Origin of the sequence: Comamonas sp. 23 (assembly GCF_049601575.1) — a bacterium.
In the GTDB taxonomy this organism is placed as follows: domain Bacteria; phylum Pseudomonadota; class Gammaproteobacteria; order Burkholderiales; family Burkholderiaceae_C; genus Comamonas; species Comamonas squillarum.
Map to the genome: position 1 here is coordinate 474639 of NZ_CP187127.1, position 25450 is coordinate 500088.

The 25450-nt window shown below is 67.0% G+C and carries 21 protein-coding genes; 13 read left to right on the top strand and 8 right to left on the bottom strand.

The features are described 5' to 3' along the window. Window positions 1–47: 47 nt before the first annotated feature. Window positions 48–1148, top strand: a complete 1101-nt coding sequence (locus tag ACPEE1_RS01940; RefSeq protein ID WP_423935051.1) for a ProQ/FINO family protein — start codon at window positions 48–50, stop codon at window positions 1146–1148. 128 nt (window positions 1149–1276) lie between these two features. Beyond that, window positions 1277–1402 (top strand): hypothetical protein, encoded by a 126-nt coding sequence (locus ACPEE1_RS01945; protein ID WP_269075791.1) that lies wholly within the window; start codon window positions 1277–1279, stop codon window positions 1400–1402. A 14-nt stretch (window positions 1403–1416) separates the two neighbouring features. Here ACPEE1_RS01945 and ACPEE1_RS01950 read toward each other — a convergent pair whose 3' ends face one another. The 3 genes from ACPEE1_RS01950 to lplT form a co-directional block, all read right to left on the bottom strand. Continuing rightward, on the bottom strand, window positions 1417–1914 hold the full coding sequence (locus ACPEE1_RS01950) for a glutathione peroxidase (protein ID WP_423935052.1): 498 nt from the start codon (window positions 1912–1914) through the stop codon (window positions 1417–1419). A gap of 38 nt (window positions 1915–1952) precedes the next feature. After that, complete coding sequence (locus ACPEE1_RS01955; RefSeq protein WP_423935053.1) at window positions 1953–2804, bottom strand: DMT family transporter; 852 nt, start codon at window positions 2802–2804, stop codon at window positions 1953–1955. A gap of 140 nt (window positions 2805–2944) precedes the next feature. Then, the gene (lplT, locus tag ACPEE1_RS01960; RefSeq protein ID WP_182344113.1) at window positions 2945–4249 is read right to left on the bottom strand and encodes a lysophospholipid transporter LplT; all 1305 of its coding nucleotides are present in this window, start codon (window positions 4247–4249) and stop codon (window positions 2945–2947) included. Window positions 4250–4390: 141 nt separating this feature from the next. Here lplT and alr point away from each other — a divergent pair, with 141 nt between their 5' ends. Beyond that, window positions 4391–5494, top strand: coding sequence for an alanine racemase (gene alr / locus ACPEE1_RS01965; protein ID WP_116926727.1), 1104 nt, complete (start codon window positions 4391–4393; stop codon window positions 5492–5494). Between the two features lie 147 nt (window positions 5495–5641). On the opposite strand, the gene ACPEE1_RS01970 is transcribed toward alr, so the two are convergent. Beyond that, window positions 5642–6145 (bottom strand): helix-turn-helix transcriptional regulator, encoded by a 504-nt coding sequence (locus tag ACPEE1_RS01970; RefSeq protein ID WP_423935054.1) that lies wholly within the window; start codon window positions 6143–6145, stop codon window positions 5642–5644. A 143-nt stretch (window positions 6146–6288) separates the two neighbouring features. On the opposite strand from ACPEE1_RS01970, the gene ACPEE1_RS01975 reads away from it, so the two are divergent. From ACPEE1_RS01975 to ACPEE1_RS02010, 8 genes are all read left to right on the top strand, one after another. Beyond that, window positions 6289–6873, top strand: coding sequence for a TetR/AcrR family transcriptional regulator (locus ACPEE1_RS01975; RefSeq protein WP_116926729.1), 585 nt, complete (start codon window positions 6289–6291; stop codon window positions 6871–6873). Next, window positions 6870–8534, top strand: coding sequence for an MFS transporter (locus ACPEE1_RS01980; RefSeq protein WP_182344107.1), 1665 nt, complete (start codon window positions 6870–6872; stop codon window positions 8532–8534). The genes ACPEE1_RS01975 and ACPEE1_RS01980 overlap by 4 nt, the downstream gene beginning before the upstream one ends. Before the next feature lie 42 nt (window positions 8535–8576). Beyond that, window positions 8577–9806, top strand: coding sequence for an HlyD family secretion protein (locus tag ACPEE1_RS01985; protein ID WP_116926731.1), 1230 nt, complete (start codon window positions 8577–8579; stop codon window positions 9804–9806). Beyond that, window positions 9803–11269, top strand: a complete 1467-nt coding sequence (locus ACPEE1_RS01990; protein ID WP_182344105.1) for an efflux transporter outer membrane subunit — start codon at window positions 9803–9805, stop codon at window positions 11267–11269. The genes ACPEE1_RS01985 and ACPEE1_RS01990 overlap by 4 nt, the downstream gene beginning before the upstream one ends. 178 nt (window positions 11270–11447) lie before the next feature. Then, entirely contained in the window at window positions 11448–15515 is a 4068-nt protein-coding gene (locus tag ACPEE1_RS01995) for a Pls/PosA family non-ribosomal peptide synthetase (protein ID WP_423935055.1), read from the top strand. Between the two features lie 2 nt (window positions 15516–15517). Continuing rightward, a complete protein-coding gene (locus tag ACPEE1_RS02000) occupies window positions 15518–16135 on the top strand; it encodes a 4'-phosphopantetheinyl transferase family protein (protein WP_260718465.1) in 618 nt (205 codons plus the stop codon). 170 nt (window positions 16136–16305) lie between these two features. Further along, window positions 16306–17928 carry an ABC transporter substrate-binding protein gene (locus ACPEE1_RS02005; protein WP_116926849.1) on the top strand — a complete coding sequence of 541 codons (1623 nt, stop codon included), beginning with the start codon at window positions 16306–16308 and terminating at the stop codon, window positions 17926–17928. Between the two features lie 54 nt (window positions 17929–17982). Then, the gene (locus tag ACPEE1_RS02010) at window positions 17983–18849 is read left to right on the top strand and encodes a substrate-binding domain-containing protein (RefSeq protein ID WP_423935056.1); all 867 of its coding nucleotides are present in this window, start codon (window positions 17983–17985) and stop codon (window positions 18847–18849) included. Between the two features lie 13 nt (window positions 18850–18862). Here the strand turns inward: ACPEE1_RS02010 and ACPEE1_RS02015 are convergent, their stop codons facing one another. Further along, window positions 18863–19489: a glutathione S-transferase family protein gene (locus tag ACPEE1_RS02015; RefSeq protein ID WP_423935057.1), complete on the bottom strand. Its 627-nt coding sequence runs from the start codon at window positions 19487–19489 to the stop codon at window positions 18863–18865. A 135-nt stretch (window positions 19490–19624) separates the two neighbouring features. Between ACPEE1_RS02015 and radA the strand changes: the two genes are divergently transcribed. After that, window positions 19625–21010, top strand: coding sequence for a DNA repair protein RadA (radA, locus tag ACPEE1_RS02020; protein ID WP_116926736.1), 1386 nt, complete (start codon window positions 19625–19627; stop codon window positions 21008–21010). A 4-nt stretch (window positions 21011–21014) separates the two neighbouring features. Then, window positions 21015–21689 (top strand): phytanoyl-CoA dioxygenase family protein, encoded by a 675-nt coding sequence (locus tag ACPEE1_RS02025; RefSeq protein WP_116926737.1) that lies wholly within the window; start codon window positions 21015–21017, stop codon window positions 21687–21689. A gap of 21 nt (window positions 21690–21710) precedes the next feature. Here ACPEE1_RS02025 and ACPEE1_RS02030 read toward each other — a convergent pair whose 3' ends face one another. From ACPEE1_RS02030 to ACPEE1_RS02040, 3 genes are all read right to left on the bottom strand, one after another. After that, window positions 21711–22715 carry an aldo/keto reductase gene (locus tag ACPEE1_RS02030; RefSeq protein ID WP_260718461.1) on the bottom strand — a complete coding sequence of 335 codons (1005 nt, stop codon included), beginning with the start codon at window positions 22713–22715 and terminating at the stop codon, window positions 21711–21713. Between the two features lie 97 nt (window positions 22716–22812). Beyond that, window positions 22813–23892, bottom strand: coding sequence for an FHA domain-containing protein (locus tag ACPEE1_RS02035; RefSeq protein ID WP_423935058.1), 1080 nt, complete (start codon window positions 23890–23892; stop codon window positions 22813–22815). After that, window positions 23889–25352, bottom strand: a complete 1464-nt coding sequence (locus ACPEE1_RS02040; RefSeq protein WP_116926850.1) for a S1C family serine protease — start codon at window positions 25350–25352, stop codon at window positions 23889–23891. The genes ACPEE1_RS02035 and ACPEE1_RS02040 overlap by 4 nt, the downstream gene beginning before the upstream one ends. Window positions 25353–25450 lie beyond the last annotated feature (98 nt).

Sequence of the window (25450 nt, forward strand, 5' to 3'; positions counted from 1 at the left end):
AGCTGCTCTTGGCGGGTCTGCACTTTTTTCTGCGCCAGCCTCTGTTTATGACCGAACCGACCCTCCCCACCTCTTCTGATGCTTCCGCACCGGCACCAGCTGCGGCAGCGCCCGCAGCGGGCGGTGATACGCGTCGCCAGCCCAAGCAGGAGCGCCGCGAGCGCCCTGCAGGCCAAGTGCCGGTGCTGAACTCGGCCATGGCCGATGCGCTGCGCGCGGCCACCAAGGGCCATGCGCTGGAAGTGGCCGCTGCGCCAGCGGCCCCGGTCGAGGCCGATGCCGCGCCGGTGCAGCGCCAGGCGCGCAGTGAGCGCCCCGCCCGCACGGGCCAGGCGCCCCGCCGCAGCAACAAGCCCGGCAATGGCGCACGCCGCGAAGGCCAGGGCGCTGGCGGCGGCCGTGGTCCACGCCGTGACGGTGGCCAGGCGGCCCCCGCTGCGCCCAAGACCCCTGCCCGCCCACGCCACCCCGTGGTGGAAAAGCTCGCCGGTCTGTACCCTGCACTGTTTGGCGACCAGCCGCTGCCGCTCAAGCGCGGTGTGTTCCAGGACCTGATGGCCGCCCACCCCGATGCCTTCGAGAAGAATGAGCTGAAGGTGGCCCTGGGCCTGCATACCCGCTCGACCCGCTACCTCAACGCCGTGGCCATGGGCCAGCCCCGCCATGACCTCCAAGGCCAGGTCGTCGAGGCGATGGCGCCTGAGCATGTGTTCCATGCGCTGGTGGAGTCCTTCCGCCGCCGCAAGCCGCGCGACGGCGAAGACCTGCAGCTCAAGCTGCGCCGCCGCATAGGCATGGCCTATATCGCCTCCGACCTGAGCCGCGACGACTTCCTGGCCAAGGTCCAGGTCAAGGATGAAGCGACCCAGGCACTGCTGGCTGCCGCCATGCAGGAAGTAGCCGAGTTCGATGCCAAGGCTGAGGCCCTGGCCACCGCCCATGCCGCCAGCGGCAAGAGCGTGGCCGAGTTTGCCGACATGTACGGCATGCACCCTGCTGCTGTGGAGCGCCACCTGCACCGCGCCGCCCAGACCCAGGCGATTGCTGCACGCCCTGCAACCGCCCCTGCGGCCCCAGAAGCGGCGGACGAGGGCGATGCGGCCGAGCCGGCCGCTGCCAAGGCCGACGACAGCGCTGCTGCTGAATAAATCCTGCCTTCGCCCAGTAAAAAGCTGCCCGCGCTCTAAAAGCGTGGACAGCTTTTTTTATGTGCTGGCTTGATCACCAATCAGCCGCTGCTTACACTGACCGTCTGAGACCTGGCAAGGAGACCGCCATGAAGCCCGATACCACCACAAGCACCACCAAGCGCCGCTGGCTGCGCAAGTTCTGGGGTGCGGTCTGCGTGATTGCGGGCCTGGCCAGCATTGCCGCCGGGCTGGAGACGGCGTTGATGGACTGAGCGCTGGCCGGTGTTTACGAAGCAGCCAGGGCTTTTTCGATAGCGGCTGCCAGCTTGGCCGGCTTGGTCATCGGGGCAAAGCGCTGCACCGTGCGGCCATCGCGCCCGACCAGAAACTTGGTGAAATTCCACAGAATCCGCCCACCCAGGAGGCCCGGGGCCTGCGCCTTGAGCCAGACAAACAGCGGGTCGGTGTGCGGGCCGTTGACCTCCACCTTGGCCAGGCTTGGGAAACTCGTCTGGTAGTTCAGCTCGCAAAACTGCGCAATCTCGGTGTTGCTGCCGGGGGCCTGGGCGCCAAACTGGTTGCAGGGCAGGCTCAGCACCTGCAGGCCCTGGGGGCCATACTGTTGCTGCAAGGCTTCAAGCCCTTGGAGCTGCGGCGTAAAGCCGCAGGCGGTGGCCGTGTTGACCACCAGCACCACCTGGCCGGCATAGCGCGACAGCGGCAGGGGCTTGGCGCTGGCGTCGTGGAGAACAAAGTCCTGGATGGTGTGCGGTGTTGCGGGCATGGCGGCTATCTTAGTCGCTAACCCTCGTTCAGCGCCACTCAGGGCAGGCGCGACTCCAGCGCCGCGATCAGCGAGGCCGACAGCACCAGCGCGCCGCCCAGCAGCAGGCGGCCCGAGAGCACGGTGCCCTCGATCAGCACATTGGAGGCGCTGGCAAAGACCACCTCGGACAGCATCACCACCGCTGCGGTGGTGGCGGCCAGGCGCGAGGCGCCGTATTGCAAGGTCCAGTTGCTCAGCATGATCAGCACAGCGACGACCAGCACCATCAGCGGCCAGCCCCAGGCGATATCGGGCACGGCCGGCATGCGGCCCAGGGAGATGCCCAGCACCGACATGGCACCGGCGGCCACCAGGCCGCCGAAGAACATGGCCAGCATGCGCGCCTCACCCGGCACGCGGTACTGGCTGCGCAACACCACATTGGTGCCAGCAAAGGTAAAGCCCCCGACAATGGCCAGCGCATCGGGCAGCGAAAGGTTGGCTGTCAGGCTCTGCCAGGTGGCGCCGGCCGGAATCATCACGATCAGCACGCCGCTGAAGGCCAGCACCAGGCGCAGGATGGAGTACTTGTTGGGCTTTTCACCCAGAAAGTACCAGGCCAGCAGCACCGACCAGGCGGGCATCAGATAAAACAGCAGCACCACGCGCACCACATCGCCGGTGGTGGCCGCCCAGTTGAACAGCACATTGGTGCTGCCCGAGGTAAAGGCCAGCAGCAGCAGCAGCGGGTGGCGCCGGGCAATGGCCGCTGCCGCCGGTTTGACCAGCAGCAGCCCGCAAAACAGGATCAGGTAGACCAGGGCCGTGCCCAGCACCGGGTGCACTCCCAGGGCCTGCAGCTGGCGGAACGGCCACCAGATCGTGCCCCAGATCAGGGCGTTGGTCATCAGGGCTAAAAAGGGCAGCGCGGTGAGCATGGGGCGATGTGAAACAGCGCCTGGGGTCAACAGGCGCTGTCCGCTTTCAATTTTTCTAAGGGATGCAGGAGGGGCGGATGGGCTTGGCGCGAGGCCCACCGGCGGATCACTCAGTGGTGGTGGTCGTGGCGGGCAATGTCCAGCAGCCGTTGGACTTCCTGCGGATGCTGCTTGCAATTATGCCGGTGCCACAGCAGGATGCACCACATGATGCCGGCCACCAGCAGGCCAAAGCAGGTGATGGCGCCATAGGCCGACATGCCAAAGCGGGTGAACATGCTGTAGACGACACCCAGGCCCAGGATGCAGGCCTGCTCGTTGAAGTTCTGCACCGCAATCGAGCGGCCCGAGCCCATCAGGTTGTGGCCCCGGTGCTGCAGCAGGGCGTTCATCGGCACCACCAGAAAGCCACCCAGGCCGCCCAGCACCACCAGAAAAGGCACCGCCAGCCAGATGCTATGGATAAAGTTCATGCACACCACCAGCAGGCCCATCGCAATGCCCAGCGGGATCACGCGCGTGGCGCCGTCGAGCTTCATACGCATCGAAGCGAGGATGGCGCCAACTGCCGTGCCGATGGCGACGACGCCGACCAGCGCCGAGGCCTTGGTGGTGCTGTAGCCCAGTGCCACCGCACTCCAGGCCAGCACGATATAGCGCAGATTGCCCGACACGCCCCAGAACAGGGTGGTGGTCGACAGCGAGATCTGGCCGAGCTTGTCGCGCCACAGGCGGCTGTTGCAGCGCCAGAAGTCGGGCAGCAGGTCCATCACGTTGGAGAACATGCTGCGCTCCATGTCCTGGCGCAGCGGAACCAGCTTGGTATTGGTGCGGGGGATGCGGGTATTGAACCAGGCCGCACCTGCGTACAAGAGACCGATCACGCAGATCGCCGCCTCGGAAGGGGTATCAATGGGGGTGTCGATCAAGGGCAGATCAAAGGACAGCAGCCAGCCCGAGACCTGCGGGCCCACCAGCTGGCCGCCCAGCAGCACGCCCAGGATGATCGAGGTAATGGTCAGCCCCTCGATCCAGCCATTGGCCCGCACCAGCTGGCTGGCCGGCAGCAGCTCGGTGAGGATGCCGTACTTGGCCGGGGAGTAGGCGGCAGCGCCCAGGCCGACGACGGCATAGGCGAGCAGCGGGTGGTGGCCAAACAGCATCAGCAGGCAGCCGATCACCTTGATCGCATTGCTGATGAACATCACCTGCCCCTTGGGGTAGGCATCGGCAAAGGCGCCCACAAACGGTGCCAGGATCACGTAGAACAGCGCGAACATGGGCACCAGGGCGGCACGCTGCCACTCCGCAGCGCCTGCGCTGATCAACAGATCGACGGCAACGACAAACAGGGCGTTGTCAGCCAGCGAGCTGAAAAACTGCGCCGACATGATGGTGTAGAAACCGCGCTTCATTCGTTGGGAGGCTGATAAGGGATGCTAATGGCGCGAGAAATTTGTAAGCTGCGTGTAGGGAGTCGAGGTTATAGCACGCAGGGGCGAAAGCACGGTGCCAGAATACTAGGGGTTTTCATAATCTTGTTGTGAGTATTTGCCATGCCGCGCCCCATTCTAGCCACCATTCACACTGCTGCCTTGCAACATAACCTGGCACGTGCCCGTCTGGCGGCCCAAGACGCCAAGCTGTGGTGTGTGGTGAAAGCAAACGCTTACGGCCATGGCATCGAGCAGGTGTTTGATGGCATGCGCGCCGCTGACGGCTTTGCGCTGCTGGAGCCGTCCGAGGCGCAGCGCATCCGCGATCTGGGCTGGCGCGGCCCGATCCTGCTGCTCGAAGGCGTTTTCGATGCCCGTGACCTGGAGCTGTGCTCGCGCCTGAACCTCTGGCACACGGTGCACTGCGACCAGCAGATCGACTGGCTCGCCGCCCACAAGACCCAGCAGCCCCACCGCGTGTTTTTGAAGATGAACTCCGGCATGAACCGCCTGGGCTTCACCGCCGAGCGCTACCGCTCGGCCTGGGCCCGGCTCAATGCGCTGCCCCAGGTCGACGAGATCTCCTTCATCACCCATTTCAGCGATGCCGACACCGCCAAGGGCATTGGCGCGGCCATGGCGCTGTTCAACCAGACCACCTTGGACCTGCCCGGCGAGCGCAGCATCTGCAACAGCGCCGCGATGCTGCGCAACCCCGGTATGTCGGCCAGCGAGCGCGGCGACTGGGTGCGCGGCGGCATCCTGCTCTACGGCAGCGCGCCCGATTACCCGCTGCAAACGGCAGATGACTGGGGCCTGCAGCCGACGATGAGCTTGTCGGCCAAGGTCATCGGCGTGCAGGAGCTGCAGCCCGGCGACACCGTCGGCTATGGCTCGGCGTTCACCGCCGGCAAGCCCATGCGCATCGGCGTCGTCGCCTGCGGCTATGCCGACGGCTACCCGCGCCACTGCGGCAACGGCACCCCCGTGCTGGTCGACGGCCAGCGCTCGCGCCTGATCGGCCGGGTCAGCATGGACATGCTGACCGTCGACCTCACGGACATCCCCCAAGCGGGCTGGGGCAGCGAGGTCACCCTCTGGGGCCGCGCGGCCAACGGCACGGTGCTCTCCATCGACGAAGTGGCCCAGGCCGCTGGCACGGTGGGCTATGAGCTGATGTGCGCGGTGGCGCCACGGGTGCCGGTGGTCGTGGATGGGCGCTGAGATGCCTCAAAAATAGGCAGATTCGTCAAGGGCTGGGTTGGCGCTGCGCCTTCGTTGTTGAAGGACTCTTCCAGCCCCGCAGACTTTAAAGAAAAGCCTGCCTTTGCCGTCTGAGCGCGTCGCGGTCGATGCTGGCTGCGAGTTCACTCATGGCTCATTTGGGTGGGATTTGTTCAGCAGCGCTGCAATACCCGGGTGGATGCTGGAAAAGCCAGGGCCTGTCTGTGTGGATGACATTTTTTTCAGCGGGGAAATGGCTGACCCCGCCTGGCCAGGCGGTCCCGCGTCTGGTGGAGCTTCCTTTGCGCTTGCACTGTAAGGGTTGGCTTGCTTGTCGGGTGAGCGCTTGCACCGGACGCGTGCTATTTCTTTCTCCAGCGCGCCATGGTCATGCTGCGGCGCAATCAGTTCCGCCAGAGAACTGCGTGGATTGACCAACGAGATGCACATCACATAGGACGCCATGGCCACGGATGGGTCCCCACGCTCGATACGGGCCATTGTGGGTTGCGAAACGCCCAGCCTCATGGCCCATTGCGCCTGTGATTCACCACGACGCTTGCGTGCAATCGCAATGTTCAGGACCAGCTGTTTGATCTGCTGCAGCACGATTTCCGGGTAGTCCGAGGGCGGCGTATTTTGGCGAGGCATTCATAGATATTAGTGTTCAGCCCAAAAAATACAAATCTATAAATAAAACCACCCACGGGTTTACCCTGATGCTCTCAGGGTTTGTGCAGGCCTGAAAAAATTAGCGTACAGTTTTGTACGTTTAATGCTTTTGCCTTCACCCCATGACCACCAAAGAACGCCAACCCCGCAGTGATGCGCTGGCCCATCGCAGCCAGTTGCTCGATGCGGCCCTGCATGTGTTTACCGAGCAGGGGGTGACGGTGGCTTTGGATGTGGTGGCCGAGCGCGCCGGGGTGAGCCGCACGACGCTGTACCGCAATTTTGCGGACCGCTCGGCGCTGCTGCGGGCCTTGCTGATCCATATCCTGGAGCGGCTGGCCGCCAAGGCCCATGCCTTGAGTGAGACGGGTGATGCCGATGCGCTGTTCGAGTTTCTGCGCCTCTGGGCGCATGACTCGGTGCTGACCGTTCCGCTGACCGATTACTGGCGCTCGCTGCCGCTTGATGACCCCTTGGTCGTCGACCTGCGCGCGCGCCTGTTGGCGCTGGTGACGCCCTTGCTGCTGCAAGCCAAGGCGGCAGGGCGCTGCCGGGAGGATCTGCAGGGCGCTGATCTGCTGCTGATTGTGGGCATGTTCAGCGCGGCGCGGCGCGGCCGCACGCCGGCCGAGCGCCTGCAGCTGAGCGACCGCGCCTGGCAGCTGATCACCGAGGGCCTGCGCATGGATGCCAGGGAGACGGTATGAACGCGCCTGCCTTTCGCTATGTCGAGCAACCCCCGGATTGGGAGACGCATGAGCGCCCCGTGCTGCCGGGCTCGCCCGCGCGGCTGCAGCATACGCTGCCCCGGCGCATCGCCTACATCATGGTGGGTCTGTTTGTCGGGCTGGTTGGGGGTCTGGGCAATGGCCTGGTCACGGCCAACCTCACCTCGATTCAGGGCCAGCTGGGCCTGACGGCGGTCGAGGCCGCCTGGCTGCCTGCGGCCTATGTGATGGTCAATGTGACGGCCAACCTGCTGGTCTTCAAAAGCCGCCAGCAGCTGGGTCTGCGGGTGTTTGCCGAATGGGGCCTGGGCATCTATGCGCTCTTGGCGCTGCTGCACGTGTTTGTCGAAGGCTACACCATGTCCATCGTGGTGCGGGCCGTCGCTGGTTTTGCCGGTGCCACCACCACCTCGCTGGCCGTCATGTATGTGATGCAGGGCTTTCCGGCTTCCAAGGTACCCTCGGCCTTCATCCTGGGCATGAACATGTCCTCGATCGCCGTGCCGCTGGCCTGGGTGCTGTCGCCTTCGCTGGTCAACGTCAACCCCTGGCCCCATCTGTATGCATTCGAGGCGGGTCTGGCGCTGATGGCCTTTGCCGCCGTGGTGGTGCTCAAGCTGCCGCGCGGCCTGCAGATCCATGTGTTCGAGCCGCTGGATTTTGTGACCTTCCTGCTGGTGGCGCCTGCGGTGGGTCTGCTGTGCGCGGTGCTGGCCCAGGGCGTCAATGCCTGGTGGTTCAACGCCCCCTGGCTGGCCTATGCGCTGATCGCGTCGCTGGTGCTGTTTGCGCTGGCCGCCCTGCTGGAATACAGCCGGCGCACGCCGCTGATCCAGCTGCGCTGGCTGATGCACCCCACGACGCTGACCTTCATGGCCGGCGCCATCATGATGCGTTTCATGATCTCGGAGCAGAACTATGGCGTGGTCGGCCTGCTGCGCGCGATGGGCGTGGTGCCCGAGCAGCTGCAGGCGCTGTACGGCGTCATTTTTGTCGGCATGCTGCTGGGCGTGATCGTGGGTGCTGCCACCTTCAGCCCCCAGGCCATCCTGCCGCAGATCCTGACCTCGATCCTGCTGATCGGCGTGGGCGGCTGGCTGGATCTGCACTCCACCAGCCTGAGCCGTCCGCATGACTTTTTCTTCAGCCAGTTCCTGATCGCGTTCTCGGCGGCGCTGTTCATGGGGCCGGTGATGATGATCGGCATCCAGCGCGCGCTGGGCAAGGGGCTGGACCACATGGTCACCTTTGTCGTGCTGTTCTCGGTCACCCAAAGTCTGGGCGGTCTGCTCGGCCCCGCGCTGCTGGGCAGCATCCAGCAGCAGCGCGCCCAGCTCTACACGCAGGCGATTGCGGCCGATATGCCGGTGACCAACCCGCTGGTTGCGCAGCGCCTGGCCCAGCAGTCGCAGTCGCTCGGCCGCACCATCACCGACCCGGTGCAGCGCGGCGCCCAAAGCCAGGCCCAGCTGGTGCAAGTGATCCGGCGTGAGGCGGCGGTGCGCGCCTTCAACGATGTGTTCCGCGTGATTGGCGCGATGGCGCTGGCCTTTCTGGCCTGGGCGTTCTACCGCGTGCTGCGCCAGCACATGCTGGCCTGGCTGGCGCGGCGCCGGGGTGAGCTGCCGGCGCCCGTCTGACCTCCATCCCCTTTTTCGATCCCTATCTACAAAGCAACAACAATGGCTGATACTGAAAAACCCACCCCCCAAGCGGCCCCCGCTCCCGCAGCGCAGCCCGCTGCCCCCCAAGCCACGGCGGCTGCGGCCGCCGCATCGGCTGCCCAAGCGTCGGCAGCCGCTGCTACGGCAGCCACCCCGGCACCCACAGCATCGCCGACGGCCAAGCTGATCCGGCCCAGCCGCCGCGCGGTGCTGACCATGGCGGTCGTCGCATTGGCCGGCGTGCTGCTGGTGCTCTGGGCCTGGAAGCTGCCGCCCTTTGCCTCCGACGTGATGCGCACCGACAACGCCTATGTGCGCGGCCAGATCACTGTGCTGGCGCCCCAGGTCAGCGGCTATGTGACGGAAGTGAACGTGCAGGACTATGCCCATGTCAAGCGCGGTGATGTGCTGCTGCGCATCGATGACCGCATCTATGCCGAAAAAGTGGCCCAGGCCCAGGCGCAGCTCGACAATGCCCGCGCGCAGCTGGCCAACTCGGACCAGACCCAGGCGCAAAACCGGGCCAACCTGGGTGCGCGCCAGGCCAGCCTGTCGGCGGTGGACGCCGAAGCGCGCCGCGCGGCAGCCGATCTGCAGCGGGTCGAGGACCTGGCCGCGCGCGGCTCGGTGTCGCTGCGCGAGCGCGACCAGTCGCGTGCTACCAGCCAGCTGGCCAAGGCCAATGTGCAAAAGGCGCAGGCCGATATCCGCATTGGCGAGCAGAGCATCAAATCCACCCAGGTGGCACGCGCCAGCCTGGAAGCGCAGGTGAAGGCCGCCCAAGCCCAGCTGGGCCTGGCCCAGATCGACCTGGACAACACCGTGGTGCGTGCGCCGCGCGATGGCCAGATCAGCGAGGCCTCGGTGCGCCTGGGCCAGTATGTGGCCTCGGGCACGCAGCTGCTGTTCCTGGTGCCCGAGCAGCTGTGGGTGGTGGCCAACTTCAAGGAAACCCAGATCGCCCACATGCAGCAGGGCCAGGCGGCGAGCTTCTATGTCGATGCGCTCGAAGGCGCCGAGCTGACTGGCCGTATCGAGCAGATGGCACCGGCCACCGGCTCGGAGTTCAGCGTCATCAAGGCCGACAACGCATCGGGCAACTTCATCAAGATCGTGCAGCGGCTGCCGATCCGCATTGCGATCGACCCGAACCAGCCGCTCGCCGCCCGCCTGCGCCCGGGCATGTCCGTCGAAGTGCATGTGGACACGCGCGCAGCCAAGGCCGCAGCGCAAGGAGACCGGCCATGACCCGCAGCCGGTTTTTGCAAGGCTCGGCCGCCACCACGCTGACGGTCCTGGGCATGGCCCTGCTGCTGGCCGGTTGTGCGCCGGCACTGCGCCAGGCGCCCACCGATGCGGCCGTCACCGTGCCCAGCACCTGGGCGCAGACCGAGGCTGCTGCCACCAGCGGGCCGCAAGCGGCGGTGCCCACCGCCTGGTGGCAGGCCTTTGGCGATGAAAAGCTCAACGGCTATGTGCAGGCGGCGCTGGCGCGCAATGCCAACCTGCAGGTGGCCGGCACCCGAGTGGCCGCAGCCCGCGCCCAGCTGGCGGCGGCCGATGCCGCGCTGCAACCCAGCCTGTCGCTGGGCGCCAATGTGGGCGCCACCCACACCTTGACCACCTCGGGCATCACCACCAGCCGCTCCGTCCAGCCCCAACTGCAGGCCAGCTGGGAGCCCGATCTCTGGGGCCGCCTGGGTGACCGAAGTACCGCAGCCGATCTGCAGTACCGCGCCAGCCAGGCCGACCGCGATGCGGTGGCGCTGACGGTGGCGGCCACCACGGCCCAGGCCTATGTCGATCTGCTGGGCCGCGAGGCGCAGCTGGCCCAGACGCGCCAGACCCTGCAGACCCGCAGCACCGCGCTGCAACTGGCGCGGGACCAGGAATCGGTGGGCTATATCTCGCGCCTGCAGGTGACGCAGGCGCAGGCCGAGTACGAGGCCATCCAGGGCCAGATCCCGCCGCTGGAGCTGGCCATTGCGCGCCAGTACAACGCGTTGCAATTGCTGGCCGGTGACGTGCCCGCCGTGCGCGATACGGCTGCGGCCGACGGCCAGGGCTTTGCCCGGCTGCAGATGCCGGTGGTGCCCGCTGCACTGCCCTCGTCCCTGCTGCGGCGCCGGCCGGACCTGGTGCAGGCCGAGCTGAACCTGGCCGCCAGCGATGCCAGCCTGCGCGCCAGCCGCGCCGCCTACCTGCCCCAGGTCAACCTCAGCGCCAGCGCGGGGCGGCTGTTTGTCAATGCGCTGCAATACAACCCCATCAATGTCTGGAGCCTGGGCGCGAGCGCGCTGGCGCCGCTGTTGGATGGCGGCCGGCTCGACGCGCAGTACGACAGCGCCACGGCCCAGCGCGACCAGGCCGCCTACGCCTACCGGGGCGCGGTGCTGTCGGCCCTGGGCGATGTGGAAAACGCGCTGGTGGGCGTGCAGCGCCTGGCCGAGCAGGAGCAGGCCGCCGAGCGCCGCCGCGCCGTGCTGGCCCAGACCCTGGGTTATGCCAAGGACCGCTACGAGGCGGGCTATGCGTCCTACTTGGAGCAGATCGATGCCCAGCGCAACCTGTTCCAGGCCGAGACCGAGCTGGTGAACCTGCGCCAAAGCCGGCTGGACAACCAGATTGCGCTGTACCGCGCGCTGGGCGGGGGCTGGTCGGCCGATGCGGTGTTGCCGGCCGCCGCTGCGCAACCCGCCGCCGCAGATTAGGCGGGGCTTAAGCCGGGCGCAAAGCGTTGCGCCCAGCCCTCAGGCAGGCCTTGCCAGGGGTGATCCCGGCCTGGCGGGCGTTGGCGCCGCCGCATAATGCGCGAATGCCCCATTCTGGGGCGTTTTGTGCAGAAAGGCGGTGCGCCTGCGCCTTCTGCAGCTGCCGGGTATTGCTGCCATGTCTGAGACTGTTGTTTTGCGGGGGCCCGAGCGCCCCGATCTGTTGCGCCACGAGGTGCTGGCCGATGTGTTCGAGGCCACCGCCTATGCCCACCCCGAGCAGGTGGCGCTGATGGCCGGCGCGCGGCAGCTGACCTATGCCCAGCTCGATGCCGACGCCAGCCGTGCGGCACACCGGCTGATGGAGGCGGGCATCGGCCCGGGCGATATGGTGGGCCTGTGGCTGCCGCGCGGCATCGCGCTGCTCAGCGTGCAGCTGGCCATTGCCAAGACGGGCGCCGCCTGGCTGCCCTTTGACAGCGAGACACCGCCCGAGCGCATTGCGACCTGCCTCGAAGACGCCAGTGCCAAGGCGCTGCTGATGGCCGCTGCCACGCCCCAGCAGGGCCTGCGCGATGCCCAGGTGCTGTGCCCGCTGCTGACCGATCTGGACCTGCTGGCCGAGCTGCCCGCTGGCACCCCGCTGCGCCGGCGCAGCAATGCCCAGCCCGGCGATCCGGCCTATGTGATCTACACCAGCGGCTCGACCGGCAAGCCCAAGGGCATCGCCATCAACCAGGGCAGCATCTGCCACTTTTTGCGCAGCGAGAATGCGCGCCTGGGCGTGCGCCTGGGTGACAAGGTCTACCAGGGCTTCTCGGTGGCCTTTGACATGTCGTTCGAGGAGATCTGGATCAGCTACCTGGTGGGCGCCACCTTGTGGATAGCGCCGCGCGAGATTGCCGGCGACCCCGAGGCGCTACCGCAGGCCTTGCTGGAGCAGCAGGTCACCGTGCTGCATGCCGTGCCCACGTTGCTGGCGCTGTTTGCGCAGGATGTGCCCAGCCTGCGCATCATCAACCTGGGTGGCGAGATGTGCCCCGAAGCGCTGGTCGATCGCTGGGCGCGCTCGGGCACCGGCGCGCCGCGCCAGCTGTTCAACACCTATGGGCCGACCGAGGCCACCGTATCGGCGAGCCTGGCCGAGCTGCTGGCGGGCGAGCCCGTCACCATCGGCACGCCGCTGCCCAACTACAGCATGGTGGTCGTGCAGGTGATCGAGGCGGACAGCTTTCCCGCCGGCACCGCGCCCCGCTTGGTGGGGCTGCCGGCCGGTGAGGTGGGCGAGCTGTGCATTACCGGCCCCGGCGTGGCCGCCGGCTACCTGGGCCGGCCCGAGCTGACGGCCGAGAAGTTCTTGGACAACCCCTGGCCGGCAGGGCCGCATGACACGCGCCTCTACCGCACCGGCGACCTGGCGCGCATCGATGAAAAAGGCCAGATGCAGTGCCTGGGCCGGGCCGATGACCAGGTGAAAATCCGTGGCTTTCGCGTCGAGCTGGGCGAGATCGAGGCCGTGCTGGCCCAGCAACCCGGTGTGGGCACCACGGCGGTGCTGCTGCGCAAGGATGACGGCATCGACCAGCTGGTGGCCTTTTATGTGCCGCTGGATACGCCCCCCAGCCATGCTGCGCTACGCAGCGCGCTGGCCGAGCGCCTGCCGCCCTATATGGTGCCGGCCCGCTTTGAGGCGCTGGCGCTGATGCCGCGCCTGACCTCGGGCAAGATCGACCGCAAGGCGCTGCGTGCCGCCGCGCTCAGTGCCGCGGTGGACAGCGGTGATTCGGACACCGCCGAGACCCCGGCCGAGGCGCTGCTGTTTGCCGCGCTGGCGCAGATGTTCCCGGGCCAGCCCATCCGCCGCTCGCTCGATTTCTTCAGCGACCTGGGCGGCCACTCGCTGTTTGCCGCGCGCCTGACCTCGGTGCTGCGCGCCGATGCGCGTTTTGCGCAGGCCACCGTCAGCACCATCTACCAGCAGCGCCGCGTGGGCGCGATTGCCCAGGCGCTGCAGGCCAGCATGGTGGCGGACGATGCGCCGGCTGCGGCGCCGCGCGCTTTCCGCGAGCATTCGGCGCTGCGCCGCTGGCGCTGTGGCGCTGCGCAGGCGGTGGCGATTCCTTTGCTGGTGCTGGTCAAGATGGCGCAATGGCTGGCGCCGTTCTTCACCTACCACTTCTTTACCGGTGACGAGAACGATTCGGTTGCCGTGGCCATTGCGGTGTCGGTGCTCGCCTTTGCGCTGGCCACGGTGCTGGAGTTTGTCGTGGCCTGGGCCGGCAAGTGGCTGATTGCCGGCCGCCTCAAGCCGGGGCGCTACCCGCTCTGGGGCCTGACCTATTTCCGCTGGTGGCTGGCCGACCGGCTCGTGGAAGCCGTGCCGGTGGGCATGATCACCGGCTCGTCGCTGTTTCCGCTGTGGCTGCGCGCGCTGGGCGCCAAGATCGGCAACGATGTGCTGCTGGGCTCGATGACGGTGCGCGCCCCGGATCTGCTGCGCATTGGCGCCGGAGCGAGCGTGGGCAATGTGGTGAGCCTGGAGAATGCCCGTGTCGAAGGCGGCTGGCTGCTGCTGGGCACGGTCGATATCGGTGCCGATGCCTGCATTGGCTCCTATGTGGTGCTGGAGGGCAATACCCGCCTGGGCGACTGGGCCCATCTGGAAGGGCAGTCGAGCCTGAGCGACGGCCAGGTGCAGCCCGCGCGCAGCGTCTGGACCGGCTCACCGGCCCAGCCCGTCTCGGACTTTGACACCAGCTGCATGCCCGAGCGCCTGCGGCCCAGCGCCGCCTGGCGCGCCTGGGAGATGCTGGTCTATGCGGTGGGTGGCCTGAGCATCGCGACCCTGTTCTTCATGCCGGTGTTCCCGGCGTTTTTGCTGATCGATTGGCTGGATGTGGACGCGATCTCGGTGCGGCCTTTGCTCGAAGACGGCACGGTCGATGCGCTGGGTGCCTTTATCCTGCGCTTTTTCAAGTTCTTTGTGCTGGCGCTGCCTGCCAGCCTGGTGCTGGTGGTCTGCACCATGCTGGTGGCCGCCTTGATCCGCTACCTGTTCCTGCCCCGGCTGCAGCCGGGCACCTGGTCGGTGCACAGCGGCCGCTACCTGGGCAAGTGGCTCACCAACCAGATCCAGGAGGGGAGCCTGGCGACCTTGCACGGCATCTATGCGACGGTGTTTTCGGCCAGCTGGTACCGCATGCTGGGCGCCAAGGTGGGCAAGCGCACCGAGCTGTCGACCGCGCTGGGCGTGGTGCCCGATATGCTGACCCTGGGCGACGAGTGCTTTGTGGCCGATGCGGTGATGCTGGGCGACGAGCGCATCGACGGCGGCTACATGACGGTGCAGCCCACGGTGGTCTCGCGCCGCAGCTTTATCGGCAATGGTGCCTATGTGCCCGATGGCTCGACCATCCCCGAAGGGGTGCTGATCGGGGTGATGTCGGCCGTGCCGCGCAATGCCGACATGCAGGCTGGCCAGACCTGGATTGGCTCGCCGGCCATCAACCTGCCGGCGCGCGAAGTCGTGCAGGGCTACCCCGACCACCTGACCTTTGCCCCGTCACGCCGCCGCGTGCTGGGCCGGGGCCTGGTCGAGGCCTTCCGCATTGGCGCGCCCCATGCGCTGGTGATTGCCGCCGGTTATGCGATTGTGCTGGACGCCATGCCGTTGGCAGCAGCGGGCCGCTGGGGCGCGGTGGTGCTGGATCTGGCCGTCGCCGGCATGGTCTTTGGCCTGGGCGCCTTCTGGGCGGTGGCGCTGTTCAAGTGGCTGCTGGTGGGGCGCTACCGCAAAAAGGCCGCGCCGATGTGGACGCCGTTCGTCTGGCTGTCTGAGGCGACGACCAGCATGTACGAAGGCATTGCCGTGCCCAATTTTCTGCGCTACCTGCGCGGCACGCCCTGGCTCAATCTGGCGATGAACCTGCTGGGTAGCAAGATTGCCAGCAGCGCCTACCTAGACACCACCGACATCACCGAGCATGACTGCGTGACCATTGGCGCGCACAGCGAGCTCAATGCGCTGTCTTGCCCGCAAACCCATTTGTTTGAAGACCGGGTGATGAAGGTCGATGACGTGGTGATTGGCGCGCGGGTCACGGTGGGCGCGCGCTGCACCGTGCTCTACAGCGCCGAGCTGGGCGATGGCGTGCAGCTGGGCCCAATGACCCTGGTGATGAAGGGCGAGCGCCTGCCCGCCGGCACCCGCTGGCAGGGCGCGCCGGCCGCGCCATGGCGGGCTTAGCATTGAACTGGACCAGGCAGCCGCTGGCCTTGCCGCCAGCACTGCAGGGCCGGGTGCAGGCCCAGGCGGTGGTGATGGCGGGCGCAGCGCCATCAGGCGCGCTGCCGCGCGAGACCATGCGCGAGGCCGTCTACCTGGCCATTGGCGAGACCTTGGCGCCACAGCTGGGCTGCGAGCCAGCGCAACTGGCCGTGCAGCGCCGGGCCGGCCAGGCGCCGCAGCTGCTGCGCAACGGGCAGGTGCTGCCAGGGTGGCAACTGTCCATCAGCTATGCCGATGCGCTGGCGGTGTGGGCTTGCACGCAAGGCGGCACTGTCGGTATTGATGTGCAGGGCCCGCCCGGGGATGCGCAGACCGATATCGATGCCGCTGGCTGGCCGGCGGTGGCTGCGCTGTACCTGGAGCCTGATGCGGCCGCCACACTGACCGGCTTGCAGCGCATGGATTGGCAGCGCGGCTTTGCCCGGCAATGGGCGCGGCTGGAAGCCCAGCTCAAATGCGCCGGGCTGGCACTGGCCGAAGCCGATCACCGGCAAAAGGGCTGGAATGCCGGCATCGCGCTCTGGGATCTGGACAGTGCTGCGGGCGCAGTTGCGCTGGCCTGGCGTGCCTCGGCCTAGGCTGCATCTGGTTTTTGGCGGGGCCGTTACACTGGCCTGCCCGCCCGCCGCTAGCAGAAAATGCGCAGCACCAGGCCCATATCGATACAACGAATAAATCGTTGGCGCGGCCGGGCTGCACTGCCATAGTGCGGCGTTTTGATTTTTTGCATGGAATGAAGGAATCTGTGATGCAACCCACCACTTATCTGCAAGGCCGCAACGGCTGGGCGCGCAGCGTCTGCACCCTGGCCATCGCCGGCGCAGTGGCCGGCATGGCATTTTCTGCCCAGGCATCGAACTTCCGCTGGACCCGCTCGGCCGACCTCTCGTCCTGGGATATCCATGCGCAAAATGTTGGGGTCAACAACTCGGTACACCGCGCCGTCTACGAAGCGCTGGTCGAGTACAACAGCCAGACGCAAAAGCCCGAGCCCTCGCTGGCGACCAAGTGGGAGCGCATCAACCCCAAGCAGCTGCGCATCACCTTGCGCGAAGGCGTGACCTTCAGCGATGGCTCGCCGCTGACGCCCGAGGACGTGAAGTTCTCGCTCGAGCGCGCCAAGGCCAAGAGCTCCGGCTTTGTGGTCTACACCCAGGGCATTGACCGCATCGAGGTGGTCAATGCCACCACCTTGGATATCTTCTCGGACGTGCCCAACCCGGTGCTGGTCAACCAGCTGACCGAGCTGCGCATCATGAGCAAGCCCTGGGCGGTGCAGCACCAGTCCGAGGTGCCCAAGGACATCAAGGCCAAGGATGAGAACTATGCCCACCGCCATGCGCTGGGCACCGGCCCCTATGTGCTCGACAGCTGGTCGCAGGATTCGCGCCTGGTGCTCAAGCGCAACCCGCAGTGGTGGGGCAAGGCCCAGTACCCCAGCAACATCACGCAGGCGGTCTACACGCCGATCAAGTCGGACGCCACGCGCACCGCCGCGCTGCTGTCGGGCGAGGTGGATTTCATCATCGACCCGAGCATGAACGACCTGCAGCGCATCAAGCAGGCACCCAACCTGCAGGTGCTCGAATCCGCCGCTGACCGCACCCTGTTCCTGGGCATGGACCAGTTCCGCGACGAGCTGCCCCAGTCCAGCGTCAAGGGCAAGAACCCTCTCAAGGATGTGCGCGTGCGCCAGGCGATGTACCAGTCGATTGACATGGGCACCATCCAGCGCGTGGTGATGCGCGGCCTGGCCCAGCCCACCGGCACCTTGATTGCCCACCATGTGAATGGCTGGACCAAGCAAGCTGATAAGCGCCTGGCTTTTGATGCCGAAGGCGCCAAAAAGCTGCTGGCCCAGGCGGGCTACCCCGATGGCTTTGAGTTCGAGTTCTCCTGCCCGGCCGGCCGCTACCCGAGCGACGAGCAGCTGTGCCAGGCCATCAGTGCCCAGTGGGCCAAGGTGGGCATCAAGGCCAAGCTGCGCACCTACCCGTTTGCGACCTACTTCCCGATGATCCAGCGCTACGAAGCCAGCGTGTATCTGCTGGGCTGGTCGGTGCCCACGTTCGATGCCTACTACAGCCTGCAGGCGCTGTTGCGCTCGCCTGGCGGCAGTGGCGACGGCAACTTCAACCTGGGCCGCTTCTCCGACCCGCAGCAAGATGCCATGATCGAGCGCGTCAAGACCGAGACCGATCTGAAGCTGCGCAACCAGCTGATCGAGAAGGTGCTGCTCAACGAGCACAAGGCCATCTCGCATATTCCGCTGTTCAACCTGATCACCCCTTGGGCGGCCAGCAAGAAGGTCAGCATCCCGACCCGCGCGGACAACTACATCGACTGGCGTCTGCTGAACGTGGCCCATTGACGGGCGGGTGAGAGGGCTACGGCGCCGCTGTCTGATAATGCCTGCATGCGCCTGATGCCTCTTCGCCGCTCCTTCTTGCTCATTTGTGCCGCTGCGGCGCTGCTGGGCTGTGCCTCCGAGCCGCCGCAGCCCGATCCCGAACCCGCGCTGGGCCAGGCCAGCCTGCCGGTGCAGCTGCTGATGACCGAGAGCTTTGTGCCTGTGCACCGGGCACTGGCCGGGCAGCTGATGATCCCCACCCAGATCCGCGCCGAGCCCGGCTACGGCGCGTCGCCTGCGGTGGCGCAGGCGCTGGCCCAGTACCTGCAGCAGGCGGGCTGTGTCGATCTGGTGCTGGCGCCGCGCGCGGTGTTGCAGCTGTTGCAGGCCCAGGGCCTGGTGCGGCCGGGGCGCCTCTACGATGTGGTGCGTTCACCGCTGATGGCCATCGTGCAGGCCGGCCGCCCCGTGCCGGAACTCCAGGACACGGAAGACGCCAAGAAGATGCTGGAGGCCACCCGCAGCATCGCCTACCCGTCAGCCGATGGCAGCGACTTTATCGAGCAAAAGCTGTTTCGCGAGCTGGATTTGACTGCCCAGGCGCTGCCCAAAAGCATCAAGGTATTTGGCCCGCAGGTGGCCCAGTTGGTGGCGCGGGGCGATGCGGAGCTGGGCCTGCTGCTGCGCAGCGAGCTGCCGCGCTCTGCCGAGTTGCAGGTGGTGGGCAAGATACCGCCCCCCCTGGCCTACGAGGCCGTCTACAGCGCCGGCATTGTTCGCCAGGCCTGCAGCACCGCAGGGGCCCAGCTGCTGGCCCGCTTCTACCAGCGCGAAGCGGCCATGCATGACTGGAACGGCTCAGGCTGGGAGCCGGTGGCAGGGGTATCGCGGCCGCCACCGCCGCCGGCCGAGCACCTGGATCCGGCTGAGTACCAGCCTTGAGACTGGGAGCGTCTCAGGCCTGGGCCAGCGCTGCCTGCACCGCAGGGCGCGCTGCCACGCGGGCGTAATGGGCGGCGACACGCGGAAACTCGTTGATATCCACGCCATCGCTCTTGAGCCAGCCGGCCATCGTGAACAGGTAGCCGTCGGCCACCGTGTACTGCTCGCCCATCACCCAGGTCTTGTCGCCCAGGTAGTGCTGCTCGATCAGCGCAAAGGCATCGCGCATGTTCTGCGGCACCTTGGCCTGCATGGCCTTTTGTGCGGCGTCGTCATCGGCCCAGCGCGCAGCGCGTGGGCGGTGGGCATGGCTGATGTGCACGGTCGAGGCCAGGTAGTTGTTGAACTCCTGCAGACGGGCGAGTTGGAACGGGTCGCTCAGCGGCGCCAGTTGTTTGTCCGGGTGGGTTTGCGCCACATACAGCAGCAGCGCGGCCGTCTCGGTCAGCACGCCTTGGGGGGTGACCAAGGCGGGCACGCGGCCCTTGGGGTTGATGGCCAGGTAGGCAGGCGTGCGCTGCGCGCCTTCGGCCATGTTCAGGCGCTGGGCCTCAAAGGCGGCGCCCGCCTCATGCAAGGCAATCAGCACGGCCTGTGCGCAGGTTCCGGGGGCGTAGTACAGGGTCAGGTCTTGGCTCATGGGGCTCCTTGGATGGGGGTTGGCGGCAGCGCCAGCGCATGGCGCCTGCCGTATCGCCTGGGGATGCTAATCGATTTGCCGGCCGCGCGCCGCGCTCGCCGTTACCATGGGTGTCTGTTCCGAAACGTCCACCCCATGGCCAAAGAAAAATCCGTTTACATCTGCAGCGAATGCGGCGGCACCAGCCCGCGCTGGCTGGGCAAGTGCCCCGCTTGCAATGCCTGGAACACCCTGGTGGAGAGCGCCGCCGAATCGGCAGGTGGCGGCAAGAACCGCCTGAGCCAGACCGGCCGCACCGGTTACGCCGGCCAGGCCCAGGCCGTCACGCCGCTGGCCGCCATCGAGGCCACCGAGGTGGCTCGCACCCCCAGCGGCATTGCCGAGCTGGACCGGGTGCTGGGCGGCGGCATTGTCGAAGGCGGGGTGGTGCTGATCGGCGGCGACCCGGGCATTGGCAAATCGACCTTGCTGCTGCAGGCGGTGGATGCGCTGCAGCGCCAGGGGCTGCCCGCCCTGTATGTGACCGGTGAGGAAAGTGGCGCGCAAGTGGCGCTGCGCTCGCGCCGGCTGGGGCTGGACAACAGCCAGGTCGATGTGCTGAGCGAGATCCAGCTGGAGAAGATTCTGGCCACCTGCGAGAGCAGGCAGCCGGCCATCGTCATCATCGACTCGATCCAAACCATGTACTCGGACCAGCTGAGTTCGGCCCCCGGCTCGGTGGCCCAGGTGCGCGAATGCGCGGCGCACCTGACGCGCATGGCCAAGAGCACCGGCATCGCGGTGGTACTGGTCGGCCATGTGACCAAGGAAGGCGCACTGGCCGGCCCGCGCGTGCTCGAACACATGGTCGATACCGTGCTGTACTTTGAAGGCGACACGCACAGCAGCTTCCGCCTGGTGCGCGCCATCAAGAACCGCTTTGGCGCCGTCAACGAGATTGGCGTCTTCGCGATGACGGAAAAAGGCCTCAAGGGCGTGAACAACCCCAGCGCCATCTTCCTGAGCCAGCACAGCGAGCCGGTGCCCGGCAGCTGCGTGCTCGTCACCCTGGAAGGCTCGCGCCCGCTGTTGGTCGAGATCCAGGCGCTGGTCGATGACGGCGGCCCCAGCCCGCGCCGCCTGTCGGTGGGCCTGGACCGCGACCGCCTGGCGATGCTGCTGGCCGTGCTCAACCGCCATGCCGGCGTGGCCTGCGCCGACCAGGATGTGTTTGTCAACGCCGTGGGCGGCGTTCGCATTGGCGAGCCAGCCGCTGACCTGGCTGTCATGCTCTCCATCACCAGCAGCCTGCGCGGCAAGGCACTGCCCAAGGGCTTTATCGCCTTTGGCGAGGTGGGCCTGGCCGGCGAAGTGCGCCCCGCCCCGCGCGGCCAGGAACGCCTGAAGGAAGCCGCCAAGCTGGGCTTTAGCGTCGCCGTGGTGCCCAGAGCCAATGCGCCCAAAAAGCCGATCGAGGGCATCACGATCCACCCGGTGGACCGGGTGGACGAGGCGATATCGCTGGTGCGGGGATTGGACTGAGCGTATGGCCGCTGCTGCCTTCGTGCGCGATGGCTTCGCGCTGGTCAATGGCGTGATGACTGCTGCCGAATGCACCGCAACGCTGGAGGCACCCCGGGGCCAAACCGGCGATGGCCCAGGTGCGCGCCATCTGCTGTCCTTGCCATGGTGCGAGCGGCTATCCAAGCAACTGCGCACGGCCCTGGGCTTGGCGGCATTGATTCCTCAAAGCCATAGGGCGGTGCAGTGCACGTATTTTGAAAAATCCAGAGATACCAACTGGCTGGTCGCCTTGCACCAGGACCTGGCAATTGCCGTCCAGGCCCGGGTCGAGCATCCTGCGTTGACGGGCTGGTCGGCCAAGGGTGGGACCCACTTTGTGCAAGCGCCGCAGCAGTTGCTGGAGCAGCTGGTGGCTGTGCGTGTGCATCTGGATGACTGCGGCCCCGATGACGGCCCTTTGCGGGTGGTGCCGGGCTCGCATGCCATGGGGATCATCGATGCCACGCGTGCCAGGCAGGTGCGCGACCGCCGTGGAGAAAAGACATGCCCTGCCGCACAAGGCGATGCCTTGGTCATGCGACCCTTGCTGCTGCATGCCTCCTCCAAAGCGACTGGCGGCAGTCGCCGGCGCGTGCTGCACTTTCTCTATGGCCCAGCGCAGCTCCCCTATGGGCTGGCTTGGGCTTGCGCGGTGTGACTGCGTTCAGAGAGAGGCGTTTTATGCCAGCCGCCCCTGGGGCCACAGATGCGCCGGGTCGTTGTACCCGGGCGTCGAGGGGTGGCCGGGGCTGACCAGGCCGTTGACCAGGCGCTCGTCGTCCACGGTGATCTGGTAGTTCAGCGCCGGCTGGTAGTCCTGCCATTGCTTCAAGGTGCGCGGGCCGGCGATGACCGCGCTGATGGCGTTGTGGGCCAGCACCCAGGCGGTGGCGAACTGCGCGGCGCTGATGCCTTGCTGCTCGGCGTGCTGCTGCACCTGCTGGGCGATCACGAGGGATTCGGGGCGGAACTCGGTCTGCAGGATGCGGGCATCCTGGCGGCCGGCGCGGCTGTCTTGGGGCGGCGCCATGCCGGGCTGGTACTTGCCGCTGAGCACGCCCCGCGCAATGGGGCTGAAGGGCACAACGCCGATGCCGAACTGCGCGCAGGCGGGCAGGATGTCGGTCTCGGGCATGCGGTTGAGCAGGTTGTAGTAGGGCTGGCAGACGACGGGCGGTGGCAGGCCGATCTCGCGCGCGGTGTAGACCGCTTCGACAATGCGCCAGCCGCGAAAGTTGGACAGGCCCCAGTACAGAATCTTGCCGCTGTCGATCAGCTGCTTGAGGGCATACAGGGGCTCATGCAGCTGCAGGCCGGCGCGGTCGCGGTGCAGGTAGAGGATGTCGATGCGGTCGGTCTGCAGGCGGCGCAGGCTGGCCTCGACCTCGCGCAGCATCCAGGCGCGCGAGTAATAGCCTTGGTTGGGCCCGCTGCCCATGGCGTTGCCCAGCTTGGTGGCCAGCACCCAGTCATCGCGCTGGCCTTGCAGCAGCTGGCCGACCATGCGTTCGGATTCGCCCTTGCTGTAGATATCGGCGGTGTCGATGAAGTTGACGCCCTGGGCGCGCGCATCGGCCACGATGGCGGCCGCCTCCTGGAGGTCGGTCTGGTCGGCGAACATCATCGTGCCCAGGCACAGGGCGGAGACTTGGAGGGGGCTGGCGCCCAGCTGGCGGTACTGCATCTTGGTCCTTCGGGAATCAGGTCGAGTTCCTCGATGCTAGCGGGCCGCCGCCGGTTTGTCAGTCACGGGCTGCGGCTTGCCCCGCCGCTCCCCTTGCTCAATCGAGACCGCTGTCGTCGCCTTCCTCGTCGTCGTCCTTTTCCAGCTGGCTGCGGTTTTGCAGCTGCTCGCGCATGCTGTCAGTGCCTTGCATGAACTGGTCCACCGAGGTGGTGGGCGCCCAGCGCCACTCAGGCGGCAGCATGGTGGACATGTACAGGTTGTCGCCCAGGCGCTTTTGCGTCTGCCACTGCAGGCCCAGCTTGGCGCCCACGCCCAGCACCAGCAGGCCGCCAACGGCCAGTGCCAAGGTACGGGCCGACACCAGGGTGGCCGCGCGCAGGTGGAGCCAGATGACCACAGCCATCAAGCTGAAGGACGCCAGGCTGGCAAAGCGGCTGAGCAGCGGCCAGGACAGCGCAAAGCCTGTTACCGACAGCAGCACATCGAGCAAGGCCATGGCGACCATGCCGACCGAGGCGATGCAGACATGGCGCCAAAAGCCCGTCACCCCGGTGAACAGCTTGCCCATCAGCGACCAGCCCAGTGCCCAGACCAGCAGGCCGCCCAGCATCCACAGCAAGATGGCGGGCAACTGGCGGGCCAGCGCCCCAGTTTCGGTGGCACCCAGCCAGGTGGTCCAGGCTGACAGCAGCACCAGCAGCACCAGGGCCATGGCCGTCAGCAGCCCTTGGGCGCGTGAGAACGGGCGCCAGCGCTGGGTGGCGGTCAGCGGCTGGGCGGTGCTGCGCAGGTTCAGCTGCACGCCCCGGCCCAGCGTCAGGCGCTGGCCGGGCTGCCAAGCAAATCGCTCACCGGCCTGGTAGTGGCGCCGGCCGTGCCAAACGCCATTGGTGCTGTCCAGCACCTCGACGTCGTAATGGCCTGCTTGCGGTTGGTGCAGGCGCACATGGCTGGGACCAATGCTGGGGTCCGTCAGCACCAGGTCATTGGTGGCGGCCCGGCCGATGGTGCAGGGCCAGGCAAACACCGGCAAGGCCATGGCCAAGCGGTGGCCGCGCTCAACGAGCTCCAGCACGGCGCCTTCGGGCTCCTGCGCCAGGGGTGGTGCCTGGGTGCTGGCTTCTTCGTGGTCGGGGGCGATGTCGGTCAATTCGGGGTAGTCGTGCTGGCTCATTGGGCGGCCTCGCTGGAGAAGCCTTGCAGATACTGGCGGGCCAGGCGCTGGGCATTGTCAAAACTCACGGCGCTGACGTTGAGGCGGCCGAGCACGCCCTGGCGCGGCTGGTCCACCGAGACGGCCAGCACGGTCAGGTCATAGAGGCCGCTGAACTTGCGGTAGGCGGCCATGCAGACGACGGCGCGCAGCGGCAGCTTGGCGTCGCCCGCGACAAAATCCTCGCGGCATTCATAGCCGGTGCGCACGCGGTTGCCGCGCTTGCGCATCGGCTCATTGGCAAAGCTGGCGCCATAGGTGTGCGCAAACTGCCAGGGGCTCAGGCGCGGCGCGTCATAGGCCTCGTAGCGCATGCCCAGGCCGCCGACATCGCCGTCACCGGTGAAGACCTCGCTGTCGATGCGGCATTGGCTGCGCTCAAAATCAAACAGCGATTCGCTGCGCCGCTCGCGGCCGTCGCCCCAGCAGCGCGCCAGCGTCTCGGACGGCACGGGCACGCGGTAGGGGCCATAGCGCTCTGTGCGGCTGCTGCCGCTCAGCACCCGGTCGACCAGGTCCTTCTGGTGCGCCATCAGCTGGCGCGTGACTTCGGCATGCATGGCGCCCTTGACCGGTGAGGCCTCGCGGCCCTGGGCGAGCAACTGCTCGACAAACTCCACCGGCACCAGAAAGCTCAGCTGCTCGGCGCCCAGTTGCTTGGCGACATTGACGCCGACCACACGGCCCTGGGTGTCGATGGCCGGGCCACCGCTCATGCCCGGGTTCAAGGTGCCGCCAAAAAAGATGCGCGGGTAGAAGCTGCGCTGCACCAGGCCGTTGTAGGTGCCCTCGGTGATCGCAAAGCCGACATCAAGCGGGTTGCCCAGCGAGAAGATGCGCTCGCCCCCGCTCAGCGGCCGGCTGCTGGGGCGCAGCGGCAGCGCGCTGTAGTGGCGCTCCGTGGCCCCTTCTGCGCCTGCGCTGCTGTCCTTGGCCGGGGCCACGCGCAGCAGCGCCAGGTCATGCAGCACATCGATGGCCAGGAGCTGCACCGGTGCCTCCTGGCCGCTGACCGAGACCAGCACCGCGCGGTGGCGTTCTGGCTCCAGCGCCAGCTGGCTGACGACGTGGTAGTTGGTGATCAGCAGGCCGTCCTCGGAGACAAAAAAGCCCGAGCCGGTGCTGCTTTGCGTATTGGTCTGGCGGCGCAAGGTGCGGATCTGCACCAGCTTGTCGCGTGCGGCCATATAGGCTTGCTGGGCATCGGGCGAGGGCGGGGGAGCATCGGCGGCAGCCGCAGGGAGCTGGTTGGCGGCTGCAGGCGTTGCTGATGCCGTGGGCGCTGGCCCGGCGGCCTCGGCTGCGAGCGGGGTGGCCGCCTGTAGCAACGGTGCCTGGGCCAGGGCGGGCGCTGCCAGCACGGCAGCCAGCGCAAGCGCCAGGCCGTTGCGCCACAAAGAGGAAGATGAGCAATGGGTCATGGTGTCGGGGTTCGCGTCTTGGATGGGGCCACAGACGCAGGAGCGGGCAAGCCAGTAGCCTGGCATGCTATCAAAATAAAAGTGGCGCTGCACCTGGG

What these genes read in the sequence shown, in the direction of transcription:
- ACPEE1_RS01940 (WP_423935051.1), top strand. Translation starts at nt 48, where the DNA reads ATGACCGAACCGACCCTCCCCACCTCTTCTGATGCTTCCGCACCGGCA.
- ACPEE1_RS01945 (WP_269075791.1), top strand. Translation starts at nt 1,277, where the DNA reads ATGAAGCCCGATACCACCACAAGCACCACCAAGCGCCGCTGGCTGCGC.
- ACPEE1_RS01950 (WP_423935052.1), bottom strand. Translation starts at nt 1,914, where the DNA reads ATGCCCGCAACACCGCACACCATCCAGGACTTTGTTCTCCACGACGCC.
- ACPEE1_RS01955 (WP_423935053.1), bottom strand. Translation starts at nt 2,804, where the DNA reads ATGACCAACGCCCTGATCTGGGGCACGATCTGGTGGCCGTTCCGCCAG.
- lplT (WP_182344113.1), bottom strand. Translation starts at nt 4,249, where the DNA reads ATGAAGCGCGGTTTCTACACCATCATGTCGGCGCAGTTTTTCAGCTCG.
- alr (WP_116926727.1), top strand. Translation starts at nt 4,391, where the DNA reads ATGCCGCGCCCCATTCTAGCCACCATTCACACTGCTGCCTTGCAACAT.
- ACPEE1_RS01970 (WP_423935054.1), bottom strand. Translation starts at nt 6,145, where the DNA reads ATGCCTCGCCAAAATACGCCGCCCTCGGACTACCCGGAAATCGTGCTG.
- ACPEE1_RS01975 (WP_116926729.1), top strand. Translation starts at nt 6,289, where the DNA reads ATGACCACCAAAGAACGCCAACCCCGCAGTGATGCGCTGGCCCATCGC.
- ACPEE1_RS01980 (WP_182344107.1), top strand. Translation starts at nt 6,870, where the DNA reads ATGAACGCGCCTGCCTTTCGCTATGTCGAGCAACCCCCGGATTGGGAG.
- ACPEE1_RS01985 (WP_116926731.1), top strand. Translation starts at nt 8,577, where the DNA reads ATGGCTGATACTGAAAAACCCACCCCCCAAGCGGCCCCCGCTCCCGCA.
- ACPEE1_RS01990 (WP_182344105.1), top strand. Translation starts at nt 9,803, where the DNA reads ATGACCCGCAGCCGGTTTTTGCAAGGCTCGGCCGCCACCACGCTGACG.
- ACPEE1_RS01995 (WP_423935055.1), top strand. Translation starts at nt 11,448, where the DNA reads ATGTCTGAGACTGTTGTTTTGCGGGGGCCCGAGCGCCCCGATCTGTTG.
- ACPEE1_RS02005 (WP_116926849.1), top strand. Translation starts at nt 16,306, where the DNA reads ATGCAACCCACCACTTATCTGCAAGGCCGCAACGGCTGGGCGCGCAGC.
- ACPEE1_RS02010 (WP_423935056.1), top strand. Translation starts at nt 17,983, where the DNA reads ATGCCTCTTCGCCGCTCCTTCTTGCTCATTTGTGCCGCTGCGGCGCTG.
- ACPEE1_RS02015 (WP_423935057.1), bottom strand. Translation starts at nt 19,489, where the DNA reads ATGAGCCAAGACCTGACCCTGTACTACGCCCCCGGAACCTGCGCACAG.
- radA (WP_116926736.1), top strand. Translation starts at nt 19,625, where the DNA reads ATGGCCAAAGAAAAATCCGTTTACATCTGCAGCGAATGCGGCGGCACC.
- ACPEE1_RS02025 (WP_116926737.1), top strand. Translation starts at nt 21,015, where the DNA reads ATGGCCGCTGCTGCCTTCGTGCGCGATGGCTTCGCGCTGGTCAATGGC.
- ACPEE1_RS02030 (WP_260718461.1), bottom strand. Translation starts at nt 22,715, where the DNA reads ATGCAGTACCGCCAGCTGGGCGCCAGCCCCCTCCAAGTCTCCGCCCTG.
- ACPEE1_RS02035 (WP_423935058.1), bottom strand. Translation starts at nt 23,892, where the DNA reads ATGAGCCAGCACGACTACCCCGAATTGACCGACATCGCCCCCGACCAC.
- ACPEE1_RS02040 (WP_116926850.1), bottom strand. Translation starts at nt 25,352, where the DNA reads ATGACCCATTGCTCATCTTCCTCTTTGTGGCGCAACGGCCTGGCGCTT.